Source organism: Nocardioides sp. NPDC087217 (genome assembly GCF_044744805.1).
Classification (GTDB): domain Bacteria; phylum Actinomycetota; class Actinomycetes; order Propionibacteriales; family Nocardioidaceae; genus Nocardioides.
Genome location: NZ_JBIUZB010000002.1, coordinates 1264658 through 1289629 on the forward strand (window position 1 = coordinate 1264658; position 24972 = coordinate 1289629).

At 69.5% G+C, this 24972-nt stretch carries 26 protein-coding genes; 13 read left to right on the forward strand and 13 right to left on the reverse strand.

From position 1 onward, the window contains the following. Positions 1–9: 9 nt before the first annotated feature. Both eutC and ACIO3S_RS13485 read right to left on the reverse strand, forming a co-directional pair. Positions 10–768, reverse strand: a complete 759-nt coding sequence (gene eutC, locus ACIO3S_RS13480; RefSeq protein WP_400464156.1) for an ethanolamine ammonia-lyase subunit EutC — start codon at positions 766–768, stop codon at positions 10–12. Then, positions 765–2165 (reverse strand): ethanolamine ammonia-lyase subunit EutB, encoded by a 1401-nt coding sequence (locus ACIO3S_RS13485; protein ID WP_400464159.1) that lies wholly within the window; start codon positions 2163–2165, stop codon positions 765–767. The genes eutC and ACIO3S_RS13485 overlap by 4 nt, the downstream gene beginning before the upstream one ends. A 216-nt stretch (positions 2166–2381) precedes the next feature. Between ACIO3S_RS13485 and ACIO3S_RS13490 the strand changes: the two genes are divergently transcribed. Continuing rightward, positions 2382–4172: a BCCT family transporter gene (locus ACIO3S_RS13490; protein ID WP_350840411.1), complete on the forward strand. Its 1791-nt coding sequence runs from the start codon at positions 2382–2384 to the stop codon at positions 4170–4172. 46 nt (positions 4173–4218) lie between these two features. Here the strand turns inward: ACIO3S_RS13490 and ACIO3S_RS13495 are convergent, their stop codons facing one another. From ACIO3S_RS13495 to ACIO3S_RS13515, 5 genes are all read right to left on the reverse strand, one after another. Further along, on the reverse strand, positions 4219–4887 hold the full coding sequence (locus ACIO3S_RS13495; RefSeq protein ID WP_400464162.1) for a nitroreductase family protein: 669 nt from the start codon (positions 4885–4887) through the stop codon (positions 4219–4221). Between the two features lie 18 nt (positions 4888–4905). After that, positions 4906–5667: a sulfite exporter TauE/SafE family protein gene (locus tag ACIO3S_RS13500; protein WP_400464165.1), complete on the reverse strand. Its 762-nt coding sequence runs from the start codon at positions 5665–5667 to the stop codon at positions 4906–4908. Beyond that, the gene (locus ACIO3S_RS13505; RefSeq protein ID WP_160022691.1) at positions 5668–6756 is read right to left on the reverse strand and encodes an SPFH domain-containing protein; all 1089 of its coding nucleotides are present in this window, start codon (positions 6754–6756) and stop codon (positions 5668–5670) included. It lies immediately after the preceding gene. Between the two features lie 47 nt (positions 6757–6803). Continuing rightward, positions 6804–7265, reverse strand: a complete 462-nt coding sequence (locus ACIO3S_RS13510) for an NfeD family protein (protein ID WP_350840417.1) — start codon at positions 7263–7265, stop codon at positions 6804–6806. A gap of 69 nt (positions 7266–7334) precedes the next feature. Further along, positions 7335–8132, reverse strand: coding sequence for an ABC transporter ATP-binding protein (locus tag ACIO3S_RS13515; protein ID WP_400464170.1), 798 nt, complete (start codon positions 8130–8132; stop codon positions 7335–7337). Positions 8133–8185: 53 nt separating this feature from the next. Here ACIO3S_RS13515 and ACIO3S_RS13520 point away from each other — a divergent pair, with 53 nt between their 5' ends. Further along, positions 8186–8956 carry a hypothetical protein gene (locus ACIO3S_RS13520; RefSeq protein WP_160022685.1) on the forward strand — a complete coding sequence of 257 codons (771 nt, stop codon included), beginning with the start codon at positions 8186–8188 and terminating at the stop codon, positions 8954–8956. 34 nt (positions 8957–8990) lie between these two features. After that, positions 8991–10235: a phosphoserine phosphatase SerB gene (gene serB, locus ACIO3S_RS13525; RefSeq protein WP_160022683.1), complete on the forward strand. Its 1245-nt coding sequence runs from the start codon at positions 8991–8993 to the stop codon at positions 10233–10235. 80 nt (positions 10236–10315) lie between these two features. On the opposite strand, the gene ACIO3S_RS13530 is transcribed toward serB, so the two are convergent. Genes ACIO3S_RS13530 through fabG form a run of 3 tightly spaced genes read right to left on the reverse strand, consistent with a single transcriptional unit; the run spans position 10316 to position 12341 of the window. Beyond that, a complete protein-coding gene (locus tag ACIO3S_RS13530; RefSeq protein ID WP_400464175.1) occupies positions 10316–10822 on the reverse strand; it encodes a SixA phosphatase family protein in 507 nt (168 codons plus the stop codon). 17 nt (positions 10823–10839) lie between these two features. Further along, on the reverse strand, positions 10840–11613 hold the full coding sequence (gene fabI, locus ACIO3S_RS13535) for an enoyl-ACP reductase FabI (protein ID WP_400464178.1): 774 nt from the start codon (positions 11611–11613) through the stop codon (positions 10840–10842). A 2-nt stretch (positions 11614–11615) separates the two neighbouring features. After that, positions 11616–12341: a 3-oxoacyl-ACP reductase FabG gene (fabG, locus tag ACIO3S_RS13540; protein WP_400464181.1), complete on the reverse strand. Its 726-nt coding sequence runs from the start codon at positions 12339–12341 to the stop codon at positions 11616–11618. Positions 12342–12481: 140 nt separating this feature from the next. Here fabG and ACIO3S_RS13545 point away from each other — a divergent pair, with 140 nt between their 5' ends. From ACIO3S_RS13545 to ACIO3S_RS13555, 3 genes are read left to right on the forward strand one after another with little or no spacing between them, the layout of a single operon-like run. Further along, positions 12482–12805, forward strand: coding sequence for a DUF3099 domain-containing protein (locus ACIO3S_RS13545; RefSeq protein ID WP_400464184.1), 324 nt, complete (start codon positions 12482–12484; stop codon positions 12803–12805). Then, on the forward strand, positions 12805–12999 hold the full coding sequence (locus ACIO3S_RS13550; RefSeq protein ID WP_355021354.1) for an acetone carboxylase: 195 nt from the start codon (positions 12805–12807) through the stop codon (positions 12997–12999). Before ACIO3S_RS13545 ends, ACIO3S_RS13550 begins: the two co-directional genes overlap by 1 nt. 25 nt (positions 13000–13024) lie before the next feature. Then, complete coding sequence (locus tag ACIO3S_RS13555; protein ID WP_400464187.1) at positions 13025–13978, forward strand: nucleoside hydrolase; 954 nt, start codon at positions 13025–13027, stop codon at positions 13976–13978. A 79-nt stretch (positions 13979–14057) separates the two neighbouring features. On the opposite strand, the gene moaA is transcribed toward ACIO3S_RS13555, so the two are convergent. Beyond that, a complete protein-coding gene (gene moaA, locus ACIO3S_RS13560; RefSeq protein WP_400464190.1) occupies positions 14058–15077 on the reverse strand; it encodes a GTP 3',8-cyclase MoaA in 1020 nt (339 codons plus the stop codon). Between the two features lie 66 nt (positions 15078–15143). Here moaA and ACIO3S_RS13565 point away from each other — a divergent pair, with 66 nt between their 5' ends. Next, positions 15144–16031: an SURF1 family protein gene (locus ACIO3S_RS13565; protein ID WP_400464193.1), complete on the forward strand. Its 888-nt coding sequence runs from the start codon at positions 15144–15146 to the stop codon at positions 16029–16031. Between the two features lie 4 nt (positions 16032–16035). Here ACIO3S_RS13565 and ACIO3S_RS13570 read toward each other — a convergent pair whose 3' ends face one another. Then, entirely contained in the window at positions 16036–17919 is a 1884-nt protein-coding gene (locus ACIO3S_RS13570) for an ABC transporter ATP-binding protein (RefSeq protein WP_400464196.1), read from the reverse strand. 230 nt (positions 17920–18149) lie between these two features. Here ACIO3S_RS13570 and ACIO3S_RS13575 point away from each other — a divergent pair, with 230 nt between their 5' ends. From ACIO3S_RS13575 to ACIO3S_RS13595, 5 genes are read left to right on the forward strand one after another with little or no spacing between them, the layout of a single operon-like run. Continuing rightward, positions 18150–19679: an ATP-binding protein gene (locus ACIO3S_RS13575; RefSeq protein WP_400464199.1), complete on the forward strand. Its 1530-nt coding sequence runs from the start codon at positions 18150–18152 to the stop codon at positions 19677–19679. Next, entirely contained in the window at positions 19669–20055 is a 387-nt protein-coding gene (locus tag ACIO3S_RS13580; protein ID WP_160022665.1) for a roadblock/LC7 domain-containing protein, read from the forward strand. The genes ACIO3S_RS13575 and ACIO3S_RS13580 overlap by 11 nt, the downstream gene beginning before the upstream one ends. 14 nt (positions 20056–20069) lie before the next feature. Further along, the gene (locus ACIO3S_RS13585) at positions 20070–20429 is read left to right on the forward strand and encodes a DUF742 domain-containing protein (protein ID WP_160022663.1); all 360 of its coding nucleotides are present in this window, start codon (positions 20070–20072) and stop codon (positions 20427–20429) included. 58 nt (positions 20430–20487) lie between these two features. Then, on the forward strand, positions 20488–21009 hold the full coding sequence (locus ACIO3S_RS13590) for an ATP/GTP-binding protein (protein ID WP_378684983.1): 522 nt from the start codon (positions 20488–20490) through the stop codon (positions 21007–21009). Between the two features lie 33 nt (positions 21010–21042). Next, a complete protein-coding gene (locus ACIO3S_RS13595) occupies positions 21043–22275 on the forward strand; it encodes a hypothetical protein (protein WP_400464204.1) in 1233 nt (410 codons plus the stop codon). Positions 22276–22278: 3 nt separating this feature from the next. Here the strand turns inward: ACIO3S_RS13595 and ACIO3S_RS13600 are convergent, their stop codons facing one another. Continuing rightward, positions 22279–23877 (reverse strand): ABC-F family ATP-binding cassette domain-containing protein, encoded by a 1599-nt coding sequence (locus tag ACIO3S_RS13600; protein ID WP_400464207.1) that lies wholly within the window; start codon positions 23875–23877, stop codon positions 22279–22281. 63 nt (positions 23878–23940) lie between these two features. Between ACIO3S_RS13600 and ACIO3S_RS13605 the strand changes: the two genes are divergently transcribed. Continuing rightward, complete coding sequence (locus ACIO3S_RS13605; protein ID WP_350840439.1) at positions 23941–24894, forward strand: neutral zinc metallopeptidase; 954 nt, start codon at positions 23941–23943, stop codon at positions 24892–24894. The last annotated feature ends 78 nt before the right edge of the window (positions 24895–24972 follow it).

The following is a 24972-nucleotide window of genomic DNA, read 5'->3' on the forward strand; positions in this document are numbered from 1 at the left end:
TGTCTGAGGCTAGAAACGGTCCGTGGCGGTCGTGGTCGCGCCAGGTAACGGCGCTGTGAAAGATCCGTCCTTGAGCGCCACCCCGGTCGCGCCGAGCGCCCGCGCCCCGGTGACCAGGCTGGCGATGGTGCGCGCGGCGGTCGCATGATCCAGGCCGTGGCGTGGACGGATGTTGGAGACGCAGTTGCGGGCCGAGTCGAGGACGCCCGGCCGTGGGTCCCAGGTGAGGTAGGCGCCCAGCGAGTCGCTGGAGGAGAGACCCGGCCGCTCCCCGATCAGCACCAGGACCAGCCGCGCGCCCACCGCCCGGCCGATGTGGTCGCCCAGGGCCACCCGGGCCTGGGTGGCGACCACCGGCGCGGCGAGGGTCGTGGCGCTGTCGAGGAGCGGGACCAGGTGCTCCAGGACCGGCACCGCGTGCTTCGCCACCGCCTCGGCGGAGAGGCCGTCGGCGACGACGACCGCGATCTCGGCCTCACCCGGTCCGAGCTCCAGGTCGGTTCCCGGCACCCGGCCGAGGTCGGGCCGGGTCAGGTAGGTGGCCCGGTCCGGTGCCGCGGAGGCGACCACCGTCGGCGTACCCAGTCCCAGGGTGTCGAGCGCCTCGACCAGCGCCTCGACGTCGAGCGGGAGATGGACCGCATCCCGAGCCGCGGCATGGGCGGCGCCGAAGGAGAGGACCTCGGCGGTCGGGACCGAGTTGCCGGCCCGGCCGAGGCCGATCCGCGCCGGCGTGGCCTTGCGCAACGGCTCCCAGAACTCGCTCACCGGGCCAGCTCCTTCAGCACCGTGGCGGCCGGGTCGATGTCGCGTACGGAACCGTCCGGGTCGAGCAGGCCGGTCGAGGCCAGCCACTCCTCGAGCTCCGGCGCGGGGCGTTTGCCGAGGACCTGGCGGACGTAGAGGGCGTCGTGGAAGGAGGTCGACTGGTAGCCGAGCATGACGTCGTCGGCGCCCGGGACAGCCATGACGTACGTGCACCCGGCGACGCCGAGCAGGGTGAGCAGGTTGTCCATGTCGTCGGAGTCGGCCTCGGCATGGTTGGTGTAGCAGACGTCGACGCCCATCGGCACACCCAGCACCTTGCCGCAGAAGTGGTCCTCGAGCCCGGCGCGGATGATCTGCTTGCCGTCGTACAGGTACTCGGGGCCGATGAAGCCGACGACCGTGTTGACCAGGAACGGCTTGAACGCCCGCGCCACCCCGTACGCCCTGGCCTCCAGGGTCTGCTGGTCGACCGGTCTGCCGCCGCTGCCGAGGTGGGCACCGGTGGAGAGTGCCGAGCCCTGGCCGGTCTCGAAGTACATCACCTCCGTCCCCACGGTGCCGCGTGCCAGCGACCGGGCCGCCTCGTCGGCCTCCGCGAGCATCGCCAGGGTCACCCCGAAGCCCTCGTTGGCACCCTGGGTGCCGCCGATCGACTGGAACGGCAGGTCGACCGGCAGCCCCGCCTCGATCAGGTCGATCGTGGTGGTGACGTGGGTCAGGACGCAGCTCTGCGTCGGGATCTCGTAGCGAAGGCGTACGTCATCGACGAGCCGAAGCAGGTCCGCGACCGTACGCGGGTTGTCGGAGGCCGGGTTGATCCCGATCAGCGCGTCCCCGGATCCCAGGAGCAGGCCGTCCAGGATCGAGGCCGCGATGGCCCCCGGATCGTCTGTCGGGTGGTTGGGCTGCAGCCGGGTCGCCAGCCGTCCCCGCAGGCCCATCGTCGTACGGAAGCCGGTCACCACCTCGGTAGCCGCCGCGACCGCGATCAGGTCCTGGTTGCGCATGATCTTGGAGACCGCCGCGACCATCTCGGGGGTCAGCCCCGGCGCGACGGCGGTCAGCGCGGCCGTGTCACGCCGCGCGGCGGCGCCGAGGAGCCACTCCCGAAGGGCACCCACGGTCAAGCCGCTGACCTGCCCGAACGCGTCCTTGTCGTGGGTCTCCAGGATCAGCCGAGTGACGTCGTCCGACTCGGCCGGCACCACCTGCTCCTCGAGGAAGGTGGTCAGCGGAAGGTCGGCGAGCACCATCCGCGCCGCGACCCGCTCGGTGTCGGACCGTGCGGCGCATCCGGCCAGGACGTCGCCGGAGCGCAGCGGCGTCGCCCGCGCCAGCACCTCCACCAGACCGTCGAACTCGAAGCCGTGCCCGTGGAGACTCTGCCGGTAGCGCATGAGATCAACGGTAGAGCCGCAATATTTCCACGGTGTGAGGCTCAGGCACCAGTGCAGCACGTCGGACCACAGCGCGAGAACAACACGCGAACCCACTCGACACAGTCGATCCAGAAGTCGCTTTCAATCGACAGCCGCGCCACCCCGGTGAACAGAAGGCAAAGACAGTGCGCGTTAGGGTGCTGTGGTCCCGAACCCAACCGGAAGGACAACAGTGTGACTTCTGAGAAGAAGACAGACAGTCCGAAAAATTCCGACCATCACAACCCCTCTGGTCTCATCAAATCCCCCACGGGCGAAGTCGTTCCCCACCCCGCGCTGGACCTGCCGATCTCGAGCGAACAGGAACAACGCAAGGGAATCGACTGGGTCGTCTTTGGCATCGCCGCGGCCATCGCGATCGCGTTCATGGCCTGGGGCTTCATCAACACCGACGGCATGGGCAAGGTCGCCGGCGACGCCCTCGCCTGGGTGCTGGACAAGGCCGGCTGGGTCTTCGTCCTGACCGCCAGCGGCTTCGTCATCTACATCATCTGGCTCGCCGTCAGTAAGTACGGCAACATCCCCTTGGGCCGTGACGACGAGAAGCCGGAGTTCAAGACGGCTTCCTGGATCGCGATGATGTTCAGCGCCGGAATGGGCATCGGTCTGATGTTCTACGGCGTCAGCGAGCCGATCTCGCACTTCGTCACCCCGCCGCCGGGCACCGGCGAGGCGGGCAACCCCGAGGCCATCCAGCACGCGATGGCGACCACGATGTTCCACTGGACGCTGCACCCGTGGGCGATCTACGCGGTCGTGGGTCTGGCGATCGGCTACGGCGCCTACCGCAAGGGCCGCGTCAGCCTGATCTCCTCGGCCTTCACGCCGCTGCTCGGAAAGAAGACCGTCGAGGGTCCGGCAGGCAAGGCGATCGACATCTTCGCGATCTTCGCGACCCTGTTCGGCTCCGCCACCTCGCTCGGCACGGGCGCGATCCAGATCGAGAGCGGCCTGCAGATCGTGGCCGGGCTCGGCGAGGTCGGCAACAACGTCCTCATCGGGATCATCGCGATCCTGACGGTCTGCTTCGTGATCTCGGCGGTCTCGGGTGTGGCCAAGGGCATCCAGTGGCTCTCCAACATCAACATGGTGCTGGCCCTGCTCCTGGCGCTGTTCCTGTTCGTGGTCGGCCCGACGGTCTTCATCCTCGACCTGATCCCGACCTCGCTCGGCACCTACATCGGCGACCTCGCCCAGATGTCGGCCCGCACCGGCGTCGGCGGCGAGGAGACCTCCGCCTGGCTCGGTTCCTGGACCGTCTTCTACTGGGCCTGGTGGATCTCCTGGACGCCGTTCGTCGGCATGTTCATCGCGCGGATCTCGCGTGGGCGCACCATCCGGCAGTTCGTCGCCGGCGTGCTCCTCGTCCCGAGCGCCGTCAGCGTGATCTGGTTCTGCATCATGGGTGGCACCGCCATCGACCTGCAGCGTGACGGCACCGTCGACATCGCCGGTCTCGGCGGGGTCGAGTCGCAGCTGTTCACCACGCTCGACCAGTTCCCGCTGGCCACGGCGATGAGCATCCTGGTCATGGTGCTGGTGGCGATCTTCTTCGTCTCCGGAGCCGACGCGGCCTCGATCGTGATGGGCACGCTCTCCGAGCGTGGCGCCGAGGAGCCGAGCCGGCCGACGGTGGTCTTCTGGGGTGTCGCGACCGGTGTCGTGGCCATCCTGGGCCTGATCGCCGGTGGTGCGGATGCGTTGTCAGGTCTGCAGACGATCACGATCGTGGCGGCACTTCCGTTCGTGGTGATCATGGTCGGGCTGGCGGTCTCGCTGCAGCGCGACCTGGCCCATGACCCGCTGATCGTGCGTGGTCAGTACGCCGCGGAGGCGGTCGAGCAGGCCGTCATCACCGGCGTCACCGAGCATGGTGACGACTTCGCGCTCGCGGTCGTCGAGGACGACCACAGCAACAACGGCGCCACGCCGGCACCGGCCGCCGTGACCGACGACAAGGCCTGATCCTCGCGGTCTGAGCCTGATGGCGGGGTCCTTCGGGACCCCGCCATCAGTCGTTCGTGAGGGGCGTTCCGGCGTACGTCTCCCGGGTGACGAACTCCTCGACCGGCAGCCGCCGCAGCCTGGTGAGCTGCTTGACCGGCTTGCCCAGCGGGACGACCGCGGCGACGGCGTACCCCTCAGGAGCGCCGAGCAATTCGAGCACCGCCGGCTCCTCGGCGACCACCATCGTGGTGATCACCCCGCCGAAGCCCTCGTTACGCGCCGCGAGGAGGGTGTTCCACACCAGCGGATAGACCGAGGCGCCGGAGATGACACCCACCCGGTCCAGCTCGGAGTCGAGGGAGGCGACCGCGCCGAGGTCGACGAGGAAGACGAGCACCACCGGAGCCGTACGCAGCGGCTCGGTCATCCCATGCGGGACCCGGGTCGCGGCGATCTGCTCGTCGGTCACCGCCGTCGGGTGCACCGTGTTCCACGGCATCTCTCCCGCCTTCTGCTGCGCCATGTACCTGCGGGCACCCGTCGCGGTCAGCTCGACCAGACGCTCACGGGTCTCCTGCCTGCGTACGACCACGACGTGGCCGCCCTGCCGGTTGCCGCCGGAGGGGGCGAACCGGGCGTTGTCGAGGATCCGGGCGAGGATCTCGTCGGGTAGCGGGTCGTCGGTGAAGTCGCGTACGGCATGGGTGGTCCGCATCGCCTCGTAGAGCTCCATGGCTCCATCCCAGCAGACTCAGCCCAGCAGGAAGGCGACCAGTGCGGTGATGCCGACCACGACGATCACACCGCGGAGCACGTTGGGCGGCAGCCGGCGGCCGATCCTGGCACCCAGGAGACCACCGATCGTCGCGCCGACGGCGATCAGGACCGCGATCGTCCAGTCGACGTCGGCCACGAGGGCGAAGATGAGCCCGGAGATGCCGTTGGTGATGGCGACCAGCACGTTCTTGAGCCCGTTGAGACGCTGCAGCGACTCGGCGACCCCGATGCCGATGATCGCGATCATCAGCACACCCTGAGCGGCCCCGAAGTAGCCGCCGTAGACGCCGAGCATCGCGATCGCCGGCCAGACCCACCAGCGTTCGCTGCCATCATCGGGAAGGTCGCCGTGCCGTCTGGCGACCCACCGCGAGATGCGCGGGCCGGTGATCACCAGAACCACACCGAGCCCGATCAGCACGGGGACGATCGCCTCGAACGCACCCGGCGGCAGCACCAGCAGCAGGATCCCGCCGACCGCGCCGCCGATGAGTGCCGCAGCCCCCAGCCGCAGGATCCGGCCGCGCTGCCCGGCGAGCTCGCGACGGTAGCCCCAGGCGCCGGCCAGCGAGCCCGGCACCAGGCCGATCGTGTTGGACACGTTGGCGACGACCGGAGGTACGCCGAAGGCCAGCAGCGTCGGGAACGTGATCAGCGTCCCGGAGCCGACGGCAGCATTGATGGTGCCCGCCCCCACCCCGGCGAGCAGGATGAGGGCGGACTGAAGTGGATCCACTTAGACGGTCGGCTCTGCAGGAGGCTGCGGAGCCTGAGGCCGGTTGGGCGCCTCGGCCTGCTTGGCCTCGGCGAGAGCCTCCTCGACGGCCGCGGCCGCGGAGGACTGCTCACGGTCGAGCTTCGGCTCTGCCGAACCCATGTCGACGCGCTTGACCGGGCCCTCGACCTCGTCCGGGATGCCCTTGAGACTGTTCATCGTCGAGCCGAGGCCTTCGAGCGCAGCGCCGATCTCGCTCGGGATGATCCACACCTTGTTGGCGTCGCCCTCGGCGATCTTCGGCATCATCTGGAGGTACTGGTAGGCCAGCAGCGACTGGTCGGGGCGGCCGTCGTGGATCGCCTGGAAGACCGTCTGGATGGCCTGGCCCTCACCCTGGGCGCGCAGGATCGCGGCCTCACGGTCGGCCTGCGCCGCGAGGATCTGCGACTCGCGCTGACCCTCAGCGTTCAGGATGGCGGACTGCTTGTTTCCCTCCGCCGAGAGGATCGCGGACTGACGCTGACCCTCGGCGGTGAGGATCGCGGCGCGCTTGTCACGGTCGGCGCGCATCTGCTTCTCCATCGCGTCCTTGATGGACATGGGCGGGTCGATCGACTTGATCTCGACGCGCTTGACCTTGATGCCCCAGCGGCCGGTGGCCTCGTCCAGGACGATCGAGAGACCGGAGTTGATCTGCTCGCGGCTGGTCAGCGTCTCCTCCAGGGTCATGCCACCGACGATGTTGCGCAGGGTGGTCATGGTGAGCTGCTCGACGGCCTGGATGTAGTTGGCGATCTCGTACGTCGCCGCCACCGGGTCGTTGACCTGGAAGTAGATGACCGTGTCGATCGAGACGGTCAGGTTGTCCTCCGTGATCACCGGCTGCGGTGCGAACGCGACGACCTGCTCACGCATGTCGATCATGTAGCGCACCTTGTCGACGAACGGGATCACCGCGTTCAGGCCGGGGTCACGCTTCGACTGGAACTTGCCGAAGCGCTCCACGATGCCGACCCGCGCCTGCGGGATGATCTTGATCGTCTTGGCCAGCGTGGTGATCACCAGCACCGCCAAGATGACCAGAAGGGCCAGGATGATGCCACCCATTGCCAATCAGTCCTTGTCTATTCGTGTTGCGTCAGGTTGCCCGGAAACTACGGAGTCCCGAGCTCCGGAAGAGGATGGACGTACGCCGTCGCTCCTCTGATCTCGAGCACCTCGACCGGCGTGCCGGCCGCGATCACGAGCGTCTCGTCATAGGGCTGAGCGGTCCAGAGCTCGCCCGCGAGCTTGAGCTGCCCCGGCTTGTGGGCACTGATCTCGACGGGCGAGATGGCCTGGACCCCGATCAGCTTCTGCGCGCCGATCTGGATCTCCGGGCCGTTGTGGAGCCGCCTGGCCAACCCCGGGCGTACGACCGCGAGCATGGAGACCGAGACCGCCAGCGCGACGATCGCCTGGATCACGAAGCTGTCGGTGAACGCGCCGGTCAACGCGCCCGCGAAGGCGCCGGTGGCGAGCATCAGCAGGATCAGGTCGAGGCTGAAGAGCTCTCCGACGACGAGCAGCGCTCCGAGTGCTGTCCAGATCGCCCAGTCCCAGTCCTGCCAGTCCATGGGCGTCACCCTATCCAGACGGGCCACGCGTTGTGGGGAGGTTTGGGTACCGACTTCTTAACGTTAGGCCTACCGGGTGTGGCGGGCGCGACGCTTGGCCCAGAAACGGCCATCGCTCGCCTCGAGCTCGAGCGGCATACCGAAGGTCTTGGAGAGGTTGGCCGAGGTCAGCGTGTCCTCGATGAGCCCCTGGGCGGTGATCCGGCCGGAGCGCATCATCAGGACATGGCTGAAGCCGGGCGGGATCTCCTCGACGTGGTGGGAGACGAGCACGGTCGCCGGGCTGTCGGGATCGTAGGCGAGCGTCGACAGCGTCGAGACGAGGTCCTCGCGGCCGCCCAGGTCCAGCCCGGCGGCGGGCTCGTCCAGGAGCAGCATCTCGGGGTCGACCATCAGCGCACGGGCCAGCTGGACGCGCTTGCGCTCGCCCTCGGACAGGGTGCCGAACATCCGCTCGCCGAGGTGCTTGATGCCGACCTCGATCAGCAGCGCCTGGGCGCGGTCGTGGTCGAGGTCGTCGTAGTGCTCGCGCCAGCGCCCGACCACGCCGTAGGAGGCGCTCACCACGACATCGCGGACGAGCTCGTGGCGCGGGATCCGGTCGGCCAGCGCGGCGGAGGTGAGGCCGATGCGCGGGCGCAGCTCGAAGACGTCGATGCGGCCGATCTGCTCGCCGAGGATCTTCACTACACCCGACGTCGGGTGGAGCTGGGCCGCAGCGGCCTGGAGAAGCGTGGTCTTGCCGGCGCCGTTGTGGCCCAGGATCACCCAGCGTTCATCCTCTTCGACCACCCAGCTCACAGAGTCGAGAAGGGCGTTGCCCCCGCGGCGTACGGTGACGTCGGTGAACTCCAGCACGGCTGCCATGGCGGCAAATCTATCGGCAGGGGTTGCCCGGCTCGGGGTTAGGGTAGGCGCCCGTGAGTGTCGACGAATCCGATGCGCTGGAGACCACGCCCGAGGCCCTGCGCCTGGCCTGGTGGGTGACGGCGTGGCTGCGCGGTGAGGCGGTCACCGACCTGGTGCTCGATGCGGTGATCGGGCCCGATGCGACCCATACCGTCAGCGGGCTGGCCGCGCTCGGGCTCGGTGGCACCGAGGGGGTCGCGGACACCTTCGTGAGCGGGATGGGACGGCTGCGTACGGAGGGGGCGACCTGTGTCGGGGTCGCTTTCCCGGCCGAGGGCGACCCGGTCGGGCTGGGCGGGCCCCGGGCCTTCAACACGGCCGCGATGGAGGCCGGCGAGGCGGTGGTGAGCGACGCCGGGATCGGGCTCGTGCCGGTCCGGGTCGGCGCGGTCGTCGAGTGGCAGGCGTATCCGGCACAGCGGCGTCAGCTCCCCGACGTCGGCGAGGCCGACCGTGCCCTCCGGCTCGCGCTGACCGAGTCGGCGACGGCGCTCGCCGAGCTCGACGTCGCGCGGTGGCGGCCCGAGGTCGCCGACCGGCTGATGAACCTCCGCCACCGGCCTTCGCTGGCCGGGGCTCCCGGGGTGCCGTCGCGGTGCGTGGAGCTTGCCGCCCGGGGCGTACAGGCCCGGGAGATCGTCGCGGTGGCGCTCGAGGACGAGGGCGGCGCCGTGTCCGCCTCGGAGATGCTGCGGCGGCGGGAGGCCCTGGTCGGCCTCGACCGCGCCGCGCGAAGGGCGCTCACCGCGGCCGGATCGCCCGAGGTGTGGCCGCCGAACTGAGACGCGGCCGCCGGCTCCACTATCGTTTGCAGAGATGACCGAGGAATTCGACGCGCTCGAGCGCCGTCCCGACACCCTGCTGATCACCCTCGCCGGAAACGACCGTCCCGGGCTGACCTCGGCCACCCTGGCGACGCTCGCGTTGGCGGGGGTCGACGTGGTCGACCTGGAGCAGATCGTGCTGCGGGCGCGGCTCGTGCTCGGGCTCCTGGTGACCGCGCCGGCTGACGCGGCGAGCACCGACGCGCTCAAGCACGCGATCGAGGAGACCGCCCACGCTCTCGACATGACCGTCGAGATCGAGGAGGGCGTCGGCGACACCCCGCGGGAGCCTGCTGACCGCGCCCGGGTGACGGTGCTGGGTCTCCCGCTGAAGGCGGCCGCACTCGCATCTGTGACGCGGACGATCGCCTCTGCCGGCGGCAACATCGACCGGATCATCCGGCTGGCCCGCTACCCGGTCACCGCCTTCGACCTGCACGTCTCCGGCGCCTCTCCCGACGAGCTGCGGGTCACGCTGGCGGCCGAGGCCGCCGCCCAGGGCGTCGACATCGCCGTGCAGCCCGCCAACCTCGTCCGCCGCGGCATGCGCCTGATCGTCATGGACGTCGACTCGACGCTGATCGACGGCGAGGTGATCGAGATGATCGCCGCCCACGCGGGCTACGAGAAGGAGGTCGCCTCGGTCACCGAGGCGGCCATGCGCGGCGAGCTCGACTTCGAGGAGTCGCTCCGCGGCCGGGTGAAGTACCTCAAGGGCGTCCCCGCGACCGCGTTGGACGAGGTGTACGCCGGGCTGCAGCTCAACCCAGGAGCGCGGACGATGGTCCGCACCCTGCGCCGCCTCGGCTACCGCTTCGCCATCGTCTCGGGCGGGTTCTCGCAGATCACCGACCGGTTGGCGGCCGACCTCGGCATCCACTACGCCCGCGCCAACGAGCTCGAGATCGTCGACGGCGTACTCACCGGCGAGGTGGTCGGCGAGGTAGTCGACCGAGCCGGCAAGGCTCGCGCGCTCCGCGAGTTCGCCGCCGAGATCGGCATCCCCGAGGCCGCCACCGTCGCCATCGGCGACGGCGCCAACGACCTCGACATGCTGGCCGCCGCCGGCCTCGGCATCGCTTACAACGCCAAGCCCGCGGTGCGTTCGGCCGCCGGGACCGCGATCAACGTCCCCTACCTCGACACGATCATGTATCTCCTCGGCATCTCCCGCGAGGAGATCGAGGCCGCCGACGCCGAAGCCGGCATCGTCACCCCCGCCCCGCCGCTCATCTGACCCGCCCCCGCCGAGTCGGCCCATCCTGACCTGAAATCCCGCCGAGTCGGCCCGTCAAGACGCGCCGACTCGGCGGGACGTCAGGCGCGAGCGACGTGGAAGGCGGTGACGGAGGCCTCGGCCTCGTCGAGCTCGGACCAGTCGCCGTCGTAGGCGAGTACGGCGACGGCGGATGTCGGGAAGCCGAGGGCGAGCTCGTTGCCGGCCTCGTCGTCGCCCTCGCCGTCATCGAGGAGCTGCACGAGCGAGAACACGGTCGGGTTGTGACCGATCACCACGACCGTCGAGATGCCGTCATCGATGCCGCGGACGAGGTCGAGGGCGGTGGAGGTGCCGGCGGCGTACAGACCTTGGTCGTACTCGGCCAGCGTCAGGTCCCACGACGCACCGAGCGCGACGTCCTCCCAGGTCTGGGTGGCGCGGTCGGCCGCCGAGACCAGCACGTAGTCGGGGACCACGCCCTGCTCGGCCAACCACTCCCCCGCTGCGACCGCGTCGGCATGGCCGCGCTCGGTCAGCTGACGCTCGTAGTCGGTGGGTGCCGACGACTCCGCCTTGGCGTGCCGCATGATGACAAGGGTCCGCATGCGGCAACCCTATGACCTCACGCACCCAGCGAGTGATAGCCCCCGTCGACATGGATGATCTCGCCGGTGGTCGCCGGGAAGAAGTCCGAGATCAGCGCGCAGACGGCCTTCGCGGTCGGGCCCTGGTCGGTGTTGTCCCAACCCAGCGGCGCCCGGGTGCCCCAGCCCTCGTCGAGCTCCTCGAAGCCCGGGATCGCCTTGGCGGCGAGGGTCTTGAGCGGCCCCGCGGAGACGAGGTTGCAGCGGATCCCCTCAGGACCGAGATCGCGGGCGAGGTAGCGCGAGGTCGACTCGAGCGCCGCCTTGGCGACACCCATCCAGTCGTACGCAGGCCAGGCGATCGTCGCGTCGAAGGTCAGCCCCACGATCGAGGAGCCGGGAGCCAACAGCGGCTTGGTCGCCATCGCGAGCGACTTCAGCGAGTAGGCGCTGACCTGGACCGCCTGGGAGACGTCGTCCCAAGGGCCGTCGAGGAACTTGCCGCCCAGGAGCGTCTCGGGGTTGCCGTACGCGATCGAGTGCACGACCCCGTCGAGCCGCTCGACACCCTCGGCCCGGAGCACGTCGGCGAGGCCGTCGAGGTGCTCCTGGTTGGTCACGTCGAGGTCGAGCACCGGCGGCTCCTCGGGGAGCCGCTTCGCGATCCGCTTGGTGATCGACAGCGCGCGGCCGAAGTTGGAGATCAGGACGCGGGCGCCCTGCTCCTGGGCCACCTTGGCTACCGCGAAGCCGATCGAGGAGTCCATCGTGACCCCCGCGACGAGAACAGTCTTGCCGTCCAACAAACCCATGATCAGTGCCCCATTCCAAGTCCGCCGTCGACCGGGATCACGGCCCCGGTCACATAACCCGCATCAGCCAACCACGTCACGGCCGAGGCCACCTCGTCCGGTGACGCATAGCGCCCCAACGGCACCCGGTCCGTGATCGCCTTCTGCTGCTCATCGGTGAGGACCGCGGTCATCTCGGTCTCCACGAACCCAGGCGCGACGACGTTGGCGGTGATGCCCCGCGAGCCGAGCTCGCGCGCGAGCGAGCGGGCCATGCCGACCAGCCCGGCCTTGGACGCCGCGTAGTTGACCTGGCCGGGGTTGCCCATCAGCCCGACGACCGAGGAGATGAAGATGATCCGCCCGCGGCGCAGCCGCAGCATGCCCTTCGAGGCACGCTTGGCGAGCCGGAAGGACGCGGTCAGGTTGGTGTCGATCACGGAGGTGAAGTCCTCCTCGGACATCCGGAGCACGAGGGTGTCCTTCGTGATCCCGGCGTTGGCGACGAGGACCTCGACGGGTCCGTGGGCGGCCTCGGCTGCGGCGTACGCCTCCTCGACGGCGGCCGGGTCGGTGATGTCACACACCAGGTCCAAGGCGCCTTCCGGGGCCCCGCCCTTGCGGGAGGTCACGGCGACGTGGTCGCCGTTGGCGAGGAACGCCTCGGCGATCGCCCGGCCGATGCCACGGCTGCCGCCGGTGACGAGCACCGAGCGGGGTGGCGTTGTGGGGTTTTCACTGTCAGTCACAGGCGCGACGGTAGCGATTACTTCGGCGTACGACCAATGTCTTGGATTTGCTTGTGAGAACCATCCAAAGTCCTTCGGAGCGCCCCTGTTGGGACCACACCATTGACCGATTGCCATCGGCCACGACCTAGACTGGCGGTATGTCCAAGGCGCAACCGATCAGGATCACCACCGCCGGGCGTAGCCGCGCCGAGGACATCGCGATCCGTCAGAAGCGCTACGCCATCTCGATGTCGATCCGCTCGCTGTGCTTCATCGGTGCCGTGATCGCCGGTCTGGCCGGCATCGGCTGGCTGTGGCCGATCCTGATCGCGGGGGCGCTGATCCTGCCCTACGTCGCGGTCGTCATGGCCAACGCGGCCAACACCAAGAGCGACGAGATGAACCTGATGGACTCGCCCTACGGCCCGCGCCAGCTCACCAGCGGGCGCGAGCAGCAGCTCCGTGAGAAGGGTGAGCAGTGATGGGCGCGCTCGACTCCGACCTGTGCTCGGCCAAGGGCTGCCAGGACTCCGGTTCGTGGGAGCTGCAGTGGAACAATCCCAAGATCCACACGGCCGATCGGCGTAAGATCTGGCTCGCGTGCGAGACGCACAAGGAGTCGCTCAGCGACTTTCTGGGAGCGCGCGGATTCCTCAAGGACGTCGTCCCTCACTAGCCGTTTCCCCCGGAGAGGTCGTGCGATGAACCCGATCCCTGTGCTCCTCGACTGCGACCCCGGCCACGACGACGCCATCGCGATCCTGCTGGCCCTCGGCAGCCCGCACATCGACCTGCTCGGCATCACCACCACCTTCGGCAACTGCCGGGTGGAGAAGGCGACCTACAACGCCCAGCGGATCCTGGCGCTGGCGCACCGGCCCGATGTCCCGGTCGCCACCGGTGCTGCCGGGCCGCTGGCCGGCGAGATCCACATCGGCGACTTCATCCACGGCGCGACCGGGATCGACGGACCCGACCTTCCCGAACCGCTCGCTGCGCCCGTCGCGGTGGGCGCGGTCGAGTTCCTGCGTACGTCCCTCCTGGCCGCCCCGGAACCGGTCACCGTGGTCGCGACCGGACCGATCACCAACGTGGCGGAGCTGCTGCGCGACCATCCTGAGGTCGGTCCTCACATAGCGGAGATCGTGTTCATGGGCGGCTCGACCGAGCGCGGCAACACCACGCCGGCCGCCGAGTTCAACGCCTACGCCGACCCCGAGGCGCTCGACCTCGTCCTCACCAGCGGCCTGCCGATCCGGATGGTCGGGCTCAACCTGTCCCATCAGGCGCTGGCCACTGCCGAGGTCGTCGCGCGGATGCGGGCCATGGATCATCCGGTGGGCCGGGCGTGCGCCGACCTGATGGGCTTCTTCGGCGGCACCTACTCCGACATCTTCGACTTCGCCGCTCCCCCGGTCCACGACCCCTGCACCATCGCGGCCCTCATCGACCCCGGCCTGATCACCTGGCACAAGTCGTTCGTGGCGGCCGAGACCGCGGGCCGCTGGACCCGCGGCGCCACCGTCGTCGACCTGCACGGCCGCCTCGACGAGCCGCCCAACGCCCAGGTCGCGATCACCCTCGACGTCGACGGCTATTGGGACCTCGTCCTCGACGCCCTCGACCGCGTCGGACACCCAGTCGCCGAGAAGTGAGTTGTGGGCGTCGAAAGTCGACTTTCGACGCCCACAACTACAGATTCGGCCGCCGCTTCGACGGTCTCGGCGGAGGGGGCTAGCCGCCGATGGCACTCATCGGGCGGTCGGGCTGGAGGAAGCCGAGGTCGTCGATGCCGTGGCCGGCGCGCTTGCCAGCCATGGCGGTGACCCACCGGGCGGCGAGATCGTCGTCGGAGGCGCCGGCACGAAGCGGCGTACGCAGGTCCGACTCGGAGCGCGCGAACAGGCAGTCGCGCACCTGCCCGTCGGCGGTGAGGCGCACCCGGTCGCAGTCGCCGCAGAAGGGGCGGGTGACGGAGGCGATGATGCCGACCTTGGCCGGGCCACCGTCGACGTAGAAGAGCTCGGCGGGCGCGCTGCCGCGGGGTTCCTCCGCGGGCGTCAGGTCGAAGGCCGCCGACAGGGCAGCCAGAGTCTCGTCGGCGGTCACCATCTTGTCGCGCGACCACCCGTGCTGGGCGTCGAGAGGCATCTGCTCGATGAACCGCAGCTCGTAGCCACGCTCGACCGACCAGCCGAGCAGCTCGGCAGCCTGGTCGTCGTTGACTCCGCGCAGCAGAACCGCGTTGATCTTGATCGGTCCCAGACCGGCGTCGGCCGCGGCCTCCAGCCCGGCGACCACGTCGGCCAGCCGGTCGCGCCGGGTGATCTCAGCGAAGATCTCCGGCCGGATCGAGTCCAGCGACACGTTGACCCGGTCGAGCCCGGCCTCGGCGAGGGACCCGGCCATCTTGGCCAGGCCCAGCGCGTTCGTGGTGATGGAGAGCTCCGCCTCGGGGGCGACCTCGCGGGTGCGCGCGACGATCGAGACCAGCCCGCGCCGCACCAGCGGCTCACCACCGGTGAACCGCACCTCGCGTACGCCGAGCTGACCCGTGGCCACGCCGATCAGCCGCACCACCTCGTCGTCGGTGAGCACCTCGTCGCCGGGCAGCCAGTCGAGCCCCTCCGCCGGCATGCAGTAGGTGCACCGCAGGTTGCAGCGGTCGGTCAGAGAGACCCGCAGATCTGTCGCGACCCGGCCGAACCGGTCGACGAGCCTCTGCTGGGTCTGATCTGTCGGGGAGGTCGTCATCACACCAGTCTAGGCAGGCTCGACCCGGATCGTGAGTGAGGACCGCATGCCAGTTAGTCTCGTAGGGTGAGTTCGTTCCGTTTCCTGCTCAGCCGACGCTGGGCCGGTTTCACGGTGTTCGTGCTGATCCTGGCCTACGGGACCTGGTGGCTGGGCCAGTGGCAGTTCGACCGTCTCGAGGACCGCAAGGCCAGCAACCAGATCGTCCGCGTCAACGAGCACGCCGAGCCCGCGCCTGTCTCCGACGTACTGGCCCCGGGCCAGAAGGTCGCCGAGAAGGACGAGTGGCGGCGGGTGACCGCGACCGGGACGTACGCGGTCGACGACACGATCATCTGGCGCTACCGCACCCCCGACGACGCGAAGGGTGTCGACATCGTCGTCCCGCTGGTGCTCGCCGACGGCAGCGCCGTGCTCGTCGACCGCGGCTGGCTGCAGACCGAGTCGCAGGACGAGTTCGAGGACCTCCCGGCGCCGCCGTCGGGTGAGGTCACGATCACCGGCTGGGTCCGCGCCGACGGAACCGGTGACTCCACCGACGTCGCCCAGGTCGACGGCTACCACGCCACCCGCGCACTCTCCTCGACCCAGGTCGCGAAGGTGGTCGACGAGCCGCTCCTGACCGGCTGGCTCCACCTCGACAGCGAGTCCCCCGAGCCCGCCACCCAGCTGCGCCAGGCCGACCTGCCCGAGCTCGACAACGGCCCCCACTTCTTCTACGGACTGCAGTGGTGGTTCTTCGGCGTCCTCGCGATCGCCGGCTTCTTCTACCTGATGTACGACGAGCGGCGCACCCAGCGCCAGGACGCCCCTGCACAAGACGATGACACCGCCGACAGCGACGAGCCGGCCGACGAGCGCACCCGCAAGAAGGCCGCCAAGCTCGCCCAGAAGCGGGCCGTGAAGGCGGCCTACCAGGCGGCGTACGAGAAGGAACGCAGCGGGAAGAGCTGACCGCCTACCGGCGGAACTGCGTCTCGTAGAGCTCCGCGTAGAGCCCGCCCGCGGCGAGCAGCGAGTCGTGGGTGCCGGACTCCACGACCCGTCCGGCCTCGACGACCAGGATGCGGTCGGCGGCGCGGATGGTGGAGAGCCGGTGGGCGATCACGATGGACGTACGTCCCTCCAGCGCGGCGTCCAGAGCGGTCTGCACCGCGGCCTCGGACTCGGAGTCGAGGTGGGCGGTGGCCTCGTCGAGCACGACGATGTGGGGCGCCTTCAGCAGCAGCCGGGCGATCGCGAGCCGCTGGCGCTCGCCGCCGGAGAGGCGGTAGCCGCGGTCGCCGACGACGGTGTCGAGGCCGTCCGGGAGGCCCTTGATGACGTTGGCGACCTGGGCGGCCTCCAGGGCGGCCCAGACGTCGCCGTCGGAGGCGCCGGGGCGGGCGTAGAGCAGGTTGCCGCGCACGGAGTCGTGGAACATGTGGGCGTCCTGGGTCACGTAGCCGACCGCGGCCTCGAGCGACTCCAGGGTCACGTCGCGCACGTCGAGGCCGCCGACCTCGACCGCCCCGGAGCGTACGTCGTAGAGCCGGGCGATCAGGTGGGTGATCGTCGACTTCCCGGCGCCGGACGGTCCGACCAGGGCGACCATCTCGCCCGGTTCGGCCACGAAGTCGATGTCGGTCAGGACCTCGCGCACCTCCCGGCTCTCCGGGCGCGCGATCGTCTCGAGGGAGGCGAGCGAGACCTCGTCGGCGCCCGGGTAGGTGAAGGCGACATGGCGGAACCGCACCGACGCGGCGTCCGCCGGCACCTCGACCGCGTCCGGCTTCTCCTTGATCAGCGAAGGCAGGTCGAGGACCTCGAAGACGCGGTCGAAGCTGACCAGCGCGGTCATCACGTCGATGCGTACGTTGGAGAGCGCCTGCAGCGGCCCCAGCAGCCTCACCAGCAGCAGACCGAGTGCGGTCAGGGTGCCGAGGGTGACGTCGCCCTGGATCACCATCCAGCCGCCGACGCCGTAGACCAGCGCGGTCGCCAGTGCCGGGACCACCTGCATGGTCGCCCCGAACAGGCGGGTCAGCAGCGCGATCCGGATGCCCAGACGGCGTACGACGTCGGCTCGCTGCGCGAACGCGGCATCCTCCTCCTCGCGGCGGCCGAAGAGCTTGAGCAGCAGGGCCCCACCGACGTTGAACCGCTCGGTCATCGTCGTCGCCAGCGCCGCGTTGCCGTCCATCTGCTCGCGGGTCAGGCCGGCCAGCCGCCGGCCGACCCAGCGCGAGGTCAGGAACAGGATCGGGAAGAGCGCGACGCACATCAGCGTCACCTGCCACGACAGCACCAGCATCGCCGCGCCGACGACGACCAGCGAGATCAGGTTGGAGACGCTGTTGGACAGGGTCGAGGTGAAGGCCCGTTGCGCACCGAGCACGTCGGTGTTCAGGCGGCTGACCAGCGCGCCGGTCTGTGCCCGGGTGAAGAAGGCCAGCGACTGGCGTTGGACGTGGCCGAAGACCTGGGTGCGCAGGTCGAAGATGAGTCCCTCGCCGATGCGGGTCGAGAGCCAGCCCGAGACGATCCCGAAGCACATGTCGATGACGGCCACCAACGCCATCGCCGCGGCCAGCCAGACCACCAGCGAGACGTTCTTCTCGAGCACACCGTCGTCGATGAGGCGCTGGGTCAGCAGCGGGGTCACCACCACGAGCGCGGCGTCGAAGACCGTGAACACCAGGAACGCGCTGATCAGAGCCCGGTGAGGCCCGGCGTAGGAGATGACGCGCTTCAGCGTGCCCTTCGGCAACCCGCGCTGGAGAACCGTCCGGTCGGCACGTAGGTTGCGCATGATTCCGCCGCCGCCCATCGCCCCGCCGCTCGCACCGAAGCCTGGACCCATTTGTGACACCCCGTCACCCTAGTTCGCCCGGCGACGTTCGGCCGCCTCGGGATGGTTCGTCGAAATATGGTCAAAATCACCCGGGGTAGGTGACCAAGCGCTCTGTTGGTGGTATGAAGTGGAGCGCGTGTGTGCGCCGGTCTCCGGGGGCTGGATCAGGATTCGTCCAGACTGCCCTGAACCCGCGGGTTCATGCCCTGACTGCTCACCCCCACACCAGGTGCCCTGACATGACCCGACCACTCCTGGTCCGACTCCATCGAGCCGGTCCATGGTTCTGCAGTACCGCGATCCTCCTCTTCGTCGCGCTCTCCCCCGTCATCTTCGTCACCGCCTCCGGTGACCAGTGGTTCTGGCCGTGGATCCTCGCCGGCGTACCCGTCGTCGCCCTCACCCTGTGGCTCACCGCGATGGCCTACGACACCACCCCTGCCGAATCCGTAGAAGCGGCGGCCGAGTCTGCAGAAGTGGACGACGAGTCCGCCGTTGCTGCGATCGAATCGGCAGATTCGGGCGCCGAGACGGCAGTCTCGGCGCCCACAAGTGAGGACTCGATCGCCGAAAGTGCGGACTCGGTCCCCACAAGTGCGGATTCGGCCGGACCGGCGTGGAGGGGTGGGGAGGCCGGGATGCGGGTGGCGGTGCTGTCGCTGTCTCGCAAGGTGCAGGCGTCGGCGCACCGGATCCAGGAGGAGTCGACGCGGATGGTGGCGAAGTTCCCGGCCGAGCCGGACGTGCTCGAGGCGGGGATGCGGGTCGACCACGCGGCGGCGCAGCAGGCGCGGCTGGCGCAGAGCATCGCCACGCTGTGCGGGGAGCAGCCCGGACAGCACTGGCGCGACCCGCTCGCGATCGCCGACGTCGTACGCGGCGCGGCCGGCAGGATCACGGCCTACCGCCGGGTCCGGGTGGAGGGTGACCCGCCGGTCGCGGTCCAGGGTGCGTACGTCGAGCCGCTGATCCACCTCGTGGCCGAACTCCTCGCCAATGCGACACAGTCGTCGCCGCCGGCGACGGAGGTGCTGGTCACGATCCGTTCCGTACGCCGCGGCGCGGCCCTCGAGATCGACGACGCGGGCGTCGGCATGGACGAGACCAACCTGGCCTGGATGCGTGAGATCGCCTCGGGCACCCGACAGGTTCGCCTGCACGACCTCGGCGAGATCCCGCAGACCGGACTGGCGGTGGTCGGCACCTACGTACGCCGCCACGGCTTCCGCGTCGACCTGACCGAGTCCGTCCACGGCGGCCTGCGGGTCGCTGTGCTCGTCCCCGAGGCGATGACCACCCCGCTGAGCCCGGCCGCGCTCGAGCCGGTCGCGCCGCGTACGCCGACCTCGACCCCCGTTCCCGCCGCGCTCCTGTCGAAGGCGCCGAAGGCCCCGTCCCCGTCGACGACCCCGCCGCCGGCCTGGCCCGTCCACAGCACCCCGAACGCCCCCGATCCCGTCCCGGACCGCGAGCAGAGCGAGCAGCGCGAGCCGTCGCTGTTCACCTCCGACGGCCTACCGCAGCGCCGATCGAAGCGCGGCCAGCGCTTCGCGACCGGACAGCAGATCGCGGCGAGCCAACCCGTCCCGGCGCGCCCCGAGCCGACCGCCGAGCAGGCGGGCGCCTGGATGAGCAGCTTCCTCAGCACCCCGGCCACACCCGCGGCCGGCACGACCATCCCCCACCAGGCCGTCGACCCCGAAGGCGGCAGCACCGCCGCGGAGACCGATTCCGCATCCGAGAACCACTGGAGGAACCATGACCGATGAGAACAGCTGGATGCTGGAGCTGGTCGCGGGAGTACGCGGCGTACGTCATGTCGTGGTCCTCTCCGCCGACGGGCTCGTCCGGGTCCGCACGAGCCACACCCCGCGTGAGGAGGCCGACAAGCTGGCCGCGGCGTGTGCCGGCCTGACCTCGCTCGGTCACGGGATCAGCCGCCAGTTCGGCGCCGACGCCCACCCCCGTCAGGTGATGGTCGAGTTCAACGGCGGCTTCCTGTTCATCCGCGGCGCCGGCGACGGCTCCCGCCTCGCGGTCGTCACCGAGATGAGCATCGACCCGGCGCTGGTCGCCCAGCAGATGCAGGCGACCGTCCTGATGCTCGGGGAGCGCGCGATGAGCACCCCGAGACGTTCGATCTGAGCCGACCCGACCCGATGCCCGACGCTTCTGACGACTACGTCGACCACCCGATCCGGTCCTACGTCCGGACGGGTGGTCGTGCCCGGCCGACCCATCGGCTGACGCCGGCGACGCTCCTGATCGGCCACACCAGCCCGGCGGCCACGGACTCGTCGGTGGGCCGTCAGGAGCGCGAGGTCCTCTCCCAGTGCCTCGGCGTGATCTCCATGGCCGAGATGGCAGTCCATCTCGGCCAGCCGGTCAGCGTCCTGGCGGTGATCGCCTCGGACATGATCGACGCCGGCCTGATCGGCGTACGTCCCGACAGCGACGCCGCCGCCGGCCCCTCCCGCGAAACCCTCCAGAAGGTCCTGCATGCTCTCAACCACCTCTGAGCCCACCCCTGGCGGCAACCACTATCTGGCGCCCACGGTCGTCGAGTCGGTCAAGATCCTGGTGGTCGGCTCCTTCGGAGTCGGCAAGACCACACTGATCGGCTCCGTCAGCGAGATCGAGCCGCTGCGCACCGAGGAGACGATCACCCAGGCCAGCGAGGGGATCGACGAGGTCGCGGCGACCCCGGAGAAGACGACGACCACGGTCGCGATGGACTTCGGCCGGATCACGCTGACCGACGAGATCGCGCTCTACCTGTTCGGCACCCCGGGGCAGCGCCGCTTCTGGGACCTGTGGTCGGGCCTCGCCGAGGGCGCCGCCGGTGCCCTCGTCCTGGTCGACACCCGCCGGCTGGAGGACTCCTTCGAGGTCCTGGACCAGCTCGAGACGCGTACGTCCCTGCCCTTCGTGGTAGCGATCAACCAGTTCCCGGGCGCGCCGAACTACGAGCCCGACCAGATCCGCACGGCGCTCGATCTCGACGACGAGACCCCGATCGTGGTGTGCAACGCCAAGAACCGCAACGCCTGCGTCCGAGCGCTCGCCGCGCTCGTGCGCCACGCCCTGAAGACGCACTGACCCCCGATCCACGACCGACAGGCACTCCTCGCGATGACTCCCACCCGCACCGTACGTCTCGCCGACCTCACCGACCTCGTCCAGGCGCCCGAGACCGTCGGGCCTCGGGCGAGAGAGGTGCACCAACGGCTCCGGGCCGAGTGGGGCCCGGTCGCCCCCGGCGAGCTCTCCCCCGGCGTACGCCTCTGGTTCGCGATGGGCTATGCCGAGTTCAGCGAGGTCATCCGCAACGAGGACGTCTTCTCCCGCAACGGCGACAACTGGAGCGCGGTGCAGGAGGGCAAGATCCTGCCGGACATGCCGATCTATCCCTTCGTGACCACTCGGCAGAACTCCTTCCACAACGACGGCGAGCTCCGTCGGCGGCTGCGCTCGCCGGTCGACCGGGCGCTCTCGCGGGTCGACGAGCACGGCTACGCCGCGAAGGTACGCAGCATCTGCAACGACCTCGTCGACGACATGCTCGAGCGCGGCGAGGCCGATCTGGTCCAGGACTACGCCGTGCTGATCCCGCTGCTGTCGGTCGCCGCGATGTTCGGCATGGGCCACGAGGTCGGCGACTCGATGCGCAAGGCCGCCCACAAGGTCCTCGGTGGCGGCCAGCTCGCCCAGGAGGGCGTCATCGAGCTGGCCGTGGAGATCGTCGACCACATCGCCAAGCGCCGCAGGGAGCCCCAGGACGACCTCACCTCGCACCTGATCGACGACCCCGGCCTGTGGGACGACAACGAGGTCATGGAGGCGATGATCGTGATGATCATCGCCGGCAACGAGCTGACCATCGCGACCATCACCCAGACCCTGCTGCTGATGCTCTCCGACGAGCGTTTCGCCGGCCGGCTGCGCGGCGGCCGCCTCGACGTCGACCAGGCGATCGAGGAGGTCATGTGGCGCGACCCACCCTGCTACAACATCACCCCGCGGTTCGCGCTGCGCGACGTCGAGCTCGGCGGTCAGCTGATCCGTAAGGGCGATGCCGTGGTGCCGTGCATCGCGGCCGCCAACGTGGACCCGCTGATGACCGGCGGCGACCCGTGGCTGGAGATCGGCAACCGCGCCCACATGTCGTGGAGTGCAGGGCCCCACTCCTGCCCCGCCCAGCGGCCGGGCACGATCATCGTCCAAGCGGCCGTACGCACCGTCCTGGAGCGTCTCCCCGAGGTCTCCCTCGCGGTGCCGGCCGACCAGGTCGAGCGCAACACCGACTCGCTCTCCTACCGCTACCCGACCTCGATGCCGGTGACGTTCGTCCGCACGCTGACCTGAGCGTCAGGCGAGCGAGACCAGGTCGGCGTACTCCTCGTTCCACAGGTCCTCGACGCCGTCGGGGAGGATGAGCACCTTGTCGGGCTCCAGCGCGTGGACAGCGCCCTCGTCGTGGGTGACCAGCACGATCGCGCCCTCGTAGCGGCGGATCGCGTTGAGCACCTCCTCGCGGGAGGCCGGGTCGAGGTTGTTGGTGGGCTCGTCGAGCAGGAGCACGTTGGCGGCGGAGACGACCAGGGAGGCCAGGGCCAGCCGGGTCTTCTCCCCACCTGAGAGCACCCCGGCGGGCTTGTGCACATCGTCGCCGGTGAAGAGGAAGGCACCCAGCACGGTGCGCGCCTCGGTGTCGGTGAGCTGCGGCGCCGATGACTGCATGTTCTCCAGCACGGACCGCTTGGTGTCGAGGGTCTCGTGCTCCTGGGCGTAGTAGCCGACCTTCAGCCCGTGGCCCGGCACGACCTCGCCGGTGTCGGGCTGGTCGACGCCGGCCAGGATCCGGAGCATCGTGGTCTTGCCGGCACCGTTGAGCCCGAGGATGACCACCCGGGTCCCTCGGTCGATCGCCAGGTCGACGGCGGTGAAGACCTCGAGCGCGCCGTAGGACTTGGAGAGGTCGTTGGCGGTGAGCGGGGTCTTGCCGGAGGGCGCGGGCGAGGGGAACTTGATCGCGGCGACCTTCTCCTGCTTCCGCTCCCCCTCGACGCCGGCCATGATCTTCTCTGCGCGCTTGAGCATGCTCTGCGCGGCCGTCGCCTTAGTGGCCTTGGCGCGCATCTTGTTGGCCTGGTCGGTGAGCGTCTTGGCCTTGTTCTGCGCGTTCATCAGCTCACGCTTGCGGCGCGCCTCGTCGGTCTCGCGCTGCACGAGGTACTGCTTCCACGGCATGTTGTAGATGTCGATCACCTCGCGGTTGGCGTCGAGGTGGAAGACCTTGTTGACCGTCTGGGCGAGCAGATCGTTGTCGTGGGAGATCACGATGAAGCCGCCCTTGTAGGACTTCATCCAGTCGCGCAGCCAGATGATCGAGTCGGCGTCGAGGTGGTTGGTCGGCTCGTCGAGGATGAGCACCTCGGCCGACGAGAAGAGGATGCGCGCCAGCTCGACGCGTCTCCTCTGGCCGCCCGACAAGGTCTTGAGCGGCTGGGTCATGATCCGGTCGGGGATGCCGAGCGACTGGGCGATCTGCAGGGCCTCGGTCTCGGCCGCGTAGCCACCGCCCGCGTCGAGCTCGTCGTGGGCGCGCTGGTAGCGCTTCATCGCCTTCTCGCGCACGTTCGGATCCTCGGAGCCCATCTCCTCCTCGGCGATCCGCATGCGACGTACGGCATCGTCGAGGCCGCGCGCGGACAGGATCCGGTCCTTGGCGATCACCTCGGGATCGCCGACCCGTGGGTCCTGGGGCAGATAGCCGATCTCACCGGCGTTGGACACCGTTCCGGAGGCAGGCAGGTGGTCGCCGGCGAGCACCTTCGTCAGGGTCGTCTTCCCAGCGCCGTTGCGGCCTACGAGCCCGACCTTGTCGCCGGGTCCGACTCGGAATGTGACGTTCTCCATCAAAAGTCTGGCGCCGACGCGGACTTCTAGGTCATGGGCAGTGATCATCTCCGTCACTAGTGTATGGGCGGGGCACTCGGTCCCACACATCACCACCTCCAGGGGGACAAGATGCGGTTCAACCCGAAGGCCAGACTCGACACCAGCCGGACCTCCGGCGGTGGCGGTGGCGGGTTCGGTGGTGGAGGTGGCGGCCGGATCCCGATCCCCGGCGGCAAGGCGAGCGGTGGCATCGGCACCGTCATCGTGCTGCTGCTCTTCTTCCTCATCACCCAGTGCACCGGCGTCGGCCCGCAGGTCCTCGGCGACAGCGGAGGCACGACGTCGGTGGGCACCGGCACCTTCGGCGGCATGCAGGCGGCCGACGGCGGCGAGACCGGCGACTTCGGGTCGTGCCAGACCGGCGAGGACGCCAACAACGACGAGAACTGCGCCTTCGTCGCCCTCGAGAACTCGATGACCGGCTACTGGGACTCCCAGCGCGACCTCTCCGGCCGGTTCCAGCCCGAGCAGGCGGTCGTGATCTTCTCCGACCAGGTCCAGACCGGCGGCTGCGGCTCCGCGTCGAGCTCCGTCGGCCCGTTCTACTGCCCGGCCGACCAGACGATCTACCTCGACCCGACGTTCTTCGACTCGATCTTCGAGCAGCTCGGCGGGCAGGACACCACCTTCGTACGCGCCTACGTGCTCGCCCACGAGTACGGCCACCACATCCAGAACCTGCTCGGCACCATGGGCCAGGTGCGCACCCAGCAGGGTCCTGAGTCCGACGCCGTACGCCTGGAGCTGCAGGCCGACTGCTACGCCGGCATGTGGACCGCCGCCGCCGAGGACGACGGGTTCGTCGAGGACATCACCGACCAGGACATCACCGAGGGCATCGATGCCGCCAAGACCGTCGGCGACGACCACATCCAGTCCCGCACCACCGGCCGCGTCGACACCTCGCAGTACACCCACGGCTCCTCCGAGCAGCGGATCGCCTGGTTCCGGAAGGGCATGACCACGCCCGACTCGATCGCCGGCTGCGACACGTTCAAAGCGCGGGATCTCGACAACCCGTAGGCCCGGTGCAGGGATACCCGGTTAACCGGGTATCCCTGCACTTCTCGGGCATTGCAACACCTGAGAAGTGCAGGCATT

Bases quoted from the DNA above. Each gene is read 5' to 3' on its own strand.
- ACIO3S_RS13485 (WP_400464159.1), bottom strand. From the start codon at position 2,165: ATGCGCTACCGGCAGAGTCTCCACGGGCACGGCTTCGAGTTCGACGGT.
- ACIO3S_RS13495 (WP_400464162.1), bottom strand. From the start codon at position 4,887: ATGGAGCTCTACGAGGCGATGCGGACCACCCATGCCGTACGCGACTTC.
- ACIO3S_RS13505 (WP_160022691.1), bottom strand. From the start codon at position 6,756: ATGGGTGGCATCATCCTGGCCCTTCTGGTCATCTTGGCGGTGCTGGTG.
- ACIO3S_RS13510 (WP_350840417.1), bottom strand. From the start codon at position 7,265: ATGGACTGGCAGGACTGGGACTGGGCGATCTGGACAGCACTCGGAGCG.
- ACIO3S_RS13515 (WP_400464170.1), bottom strand. From the start codon at position 8,132: ATGGCAGCCGTGCTGGAGTTCACCGACGTCACCGTACGCCGCGGGGGC.
- serB (WP_160022683.1), top strand. From the start codon at position 8,991: ATGACCGAGGAATTCGACGCGCTCGAGCGCCGTCCCGACACCCTGCTG.
- ACIO3S_RS13530 (WP_400464175.1), bottom strand. From the start codon at position 10,822: ATGCGGACCCTTGTCATCATGCGGCACGCCAAGGCGGAGTCGTCGGCA.
- fabI (WP_400464178.1), bottom strand. From the start codon at position 11,613: ATGGGTTTGTTGGACGGCAAGACTGTTCTCGTCGCGGGGGTCACGATG.
- ACIO3S_RS13545 (WP_400464184.1), top strand. From the start codon at position 12,482: ATGTCCAAGGCGCAACCGATCAGGATCACCACCGCCGGGCGTAGCCGC.
- ACIO3S_RS13550 (WP_355021354.1), top strand. From the start codon at position 12,805: ATGGGCGCGCTCGACTCCGACCTGTGCTCGGCCAAGGGCTGCCAGGAC.
- ACIO3S_RS13555 (WP_400464187.1), top strand. From the start codon at position 13,025: ATGAACCCGATCCCTGTGCTCCTCGACTGCGACCCCGGCCACGACGAC.
- moaA (WP_400464190.1), bottom strand. From the start codon at position 15,077: ATGACGACCTCCCCGACAGATCAGACCCAGCAGAGGCTCGTCGACCGG.
- ACIO3S_RS13570 (WP_400464196.1), bottom strand. From the start codon at position 17,919: ATGGGTCCAGGCTTCGGTGCGAGCGGCGGGGCGATGGGCGGCGGCGGA.
- ACIO3S_RS13575 (WP_400464199.1), top strand. From the start codon at position 18,150: ATGACCCGACCACTCCTGGTCCGACTCCATCGAGCCGGTCCATGGTTC.
- ACIO3S_RS13580 (WP_160022665.1), top strand. From the start codon at position 19,669: ATGACCGATGAGAACAGCTGGATGCTGGAGCTGGTCGCGGGAGTACGC.
- ACIO3S_RS13585 (WP_160022663.1), top strand. From the start codon at position 20,070: ATGCCCGACGCTTCTGACGACTACGTCGACCACCCGATCCGGTCCTAC.
- ACIO3S_RS13595 (WP_400464204.1), top strand. From the start codon at position 21,043: ATGACTCCCACCCGCACCGTACGTCTCGCCGACCTCACCGACCTCGTC.
- ACIO3S_RS13600 (WP_400464207.1), bottom strand. From the start codon at position 23,877: ATGATCACTGCCCATGACCTAGAAGTCCGCGTCGGCGCCAGACTTTTG.
- ACIO3S_RS13605 (WP_350840439.1), top strand. From the start codon at position 23,941: ATGCGGTTCAACCCGAAGGCCAGACTCGACACCAGCCGGACCTCCGGC.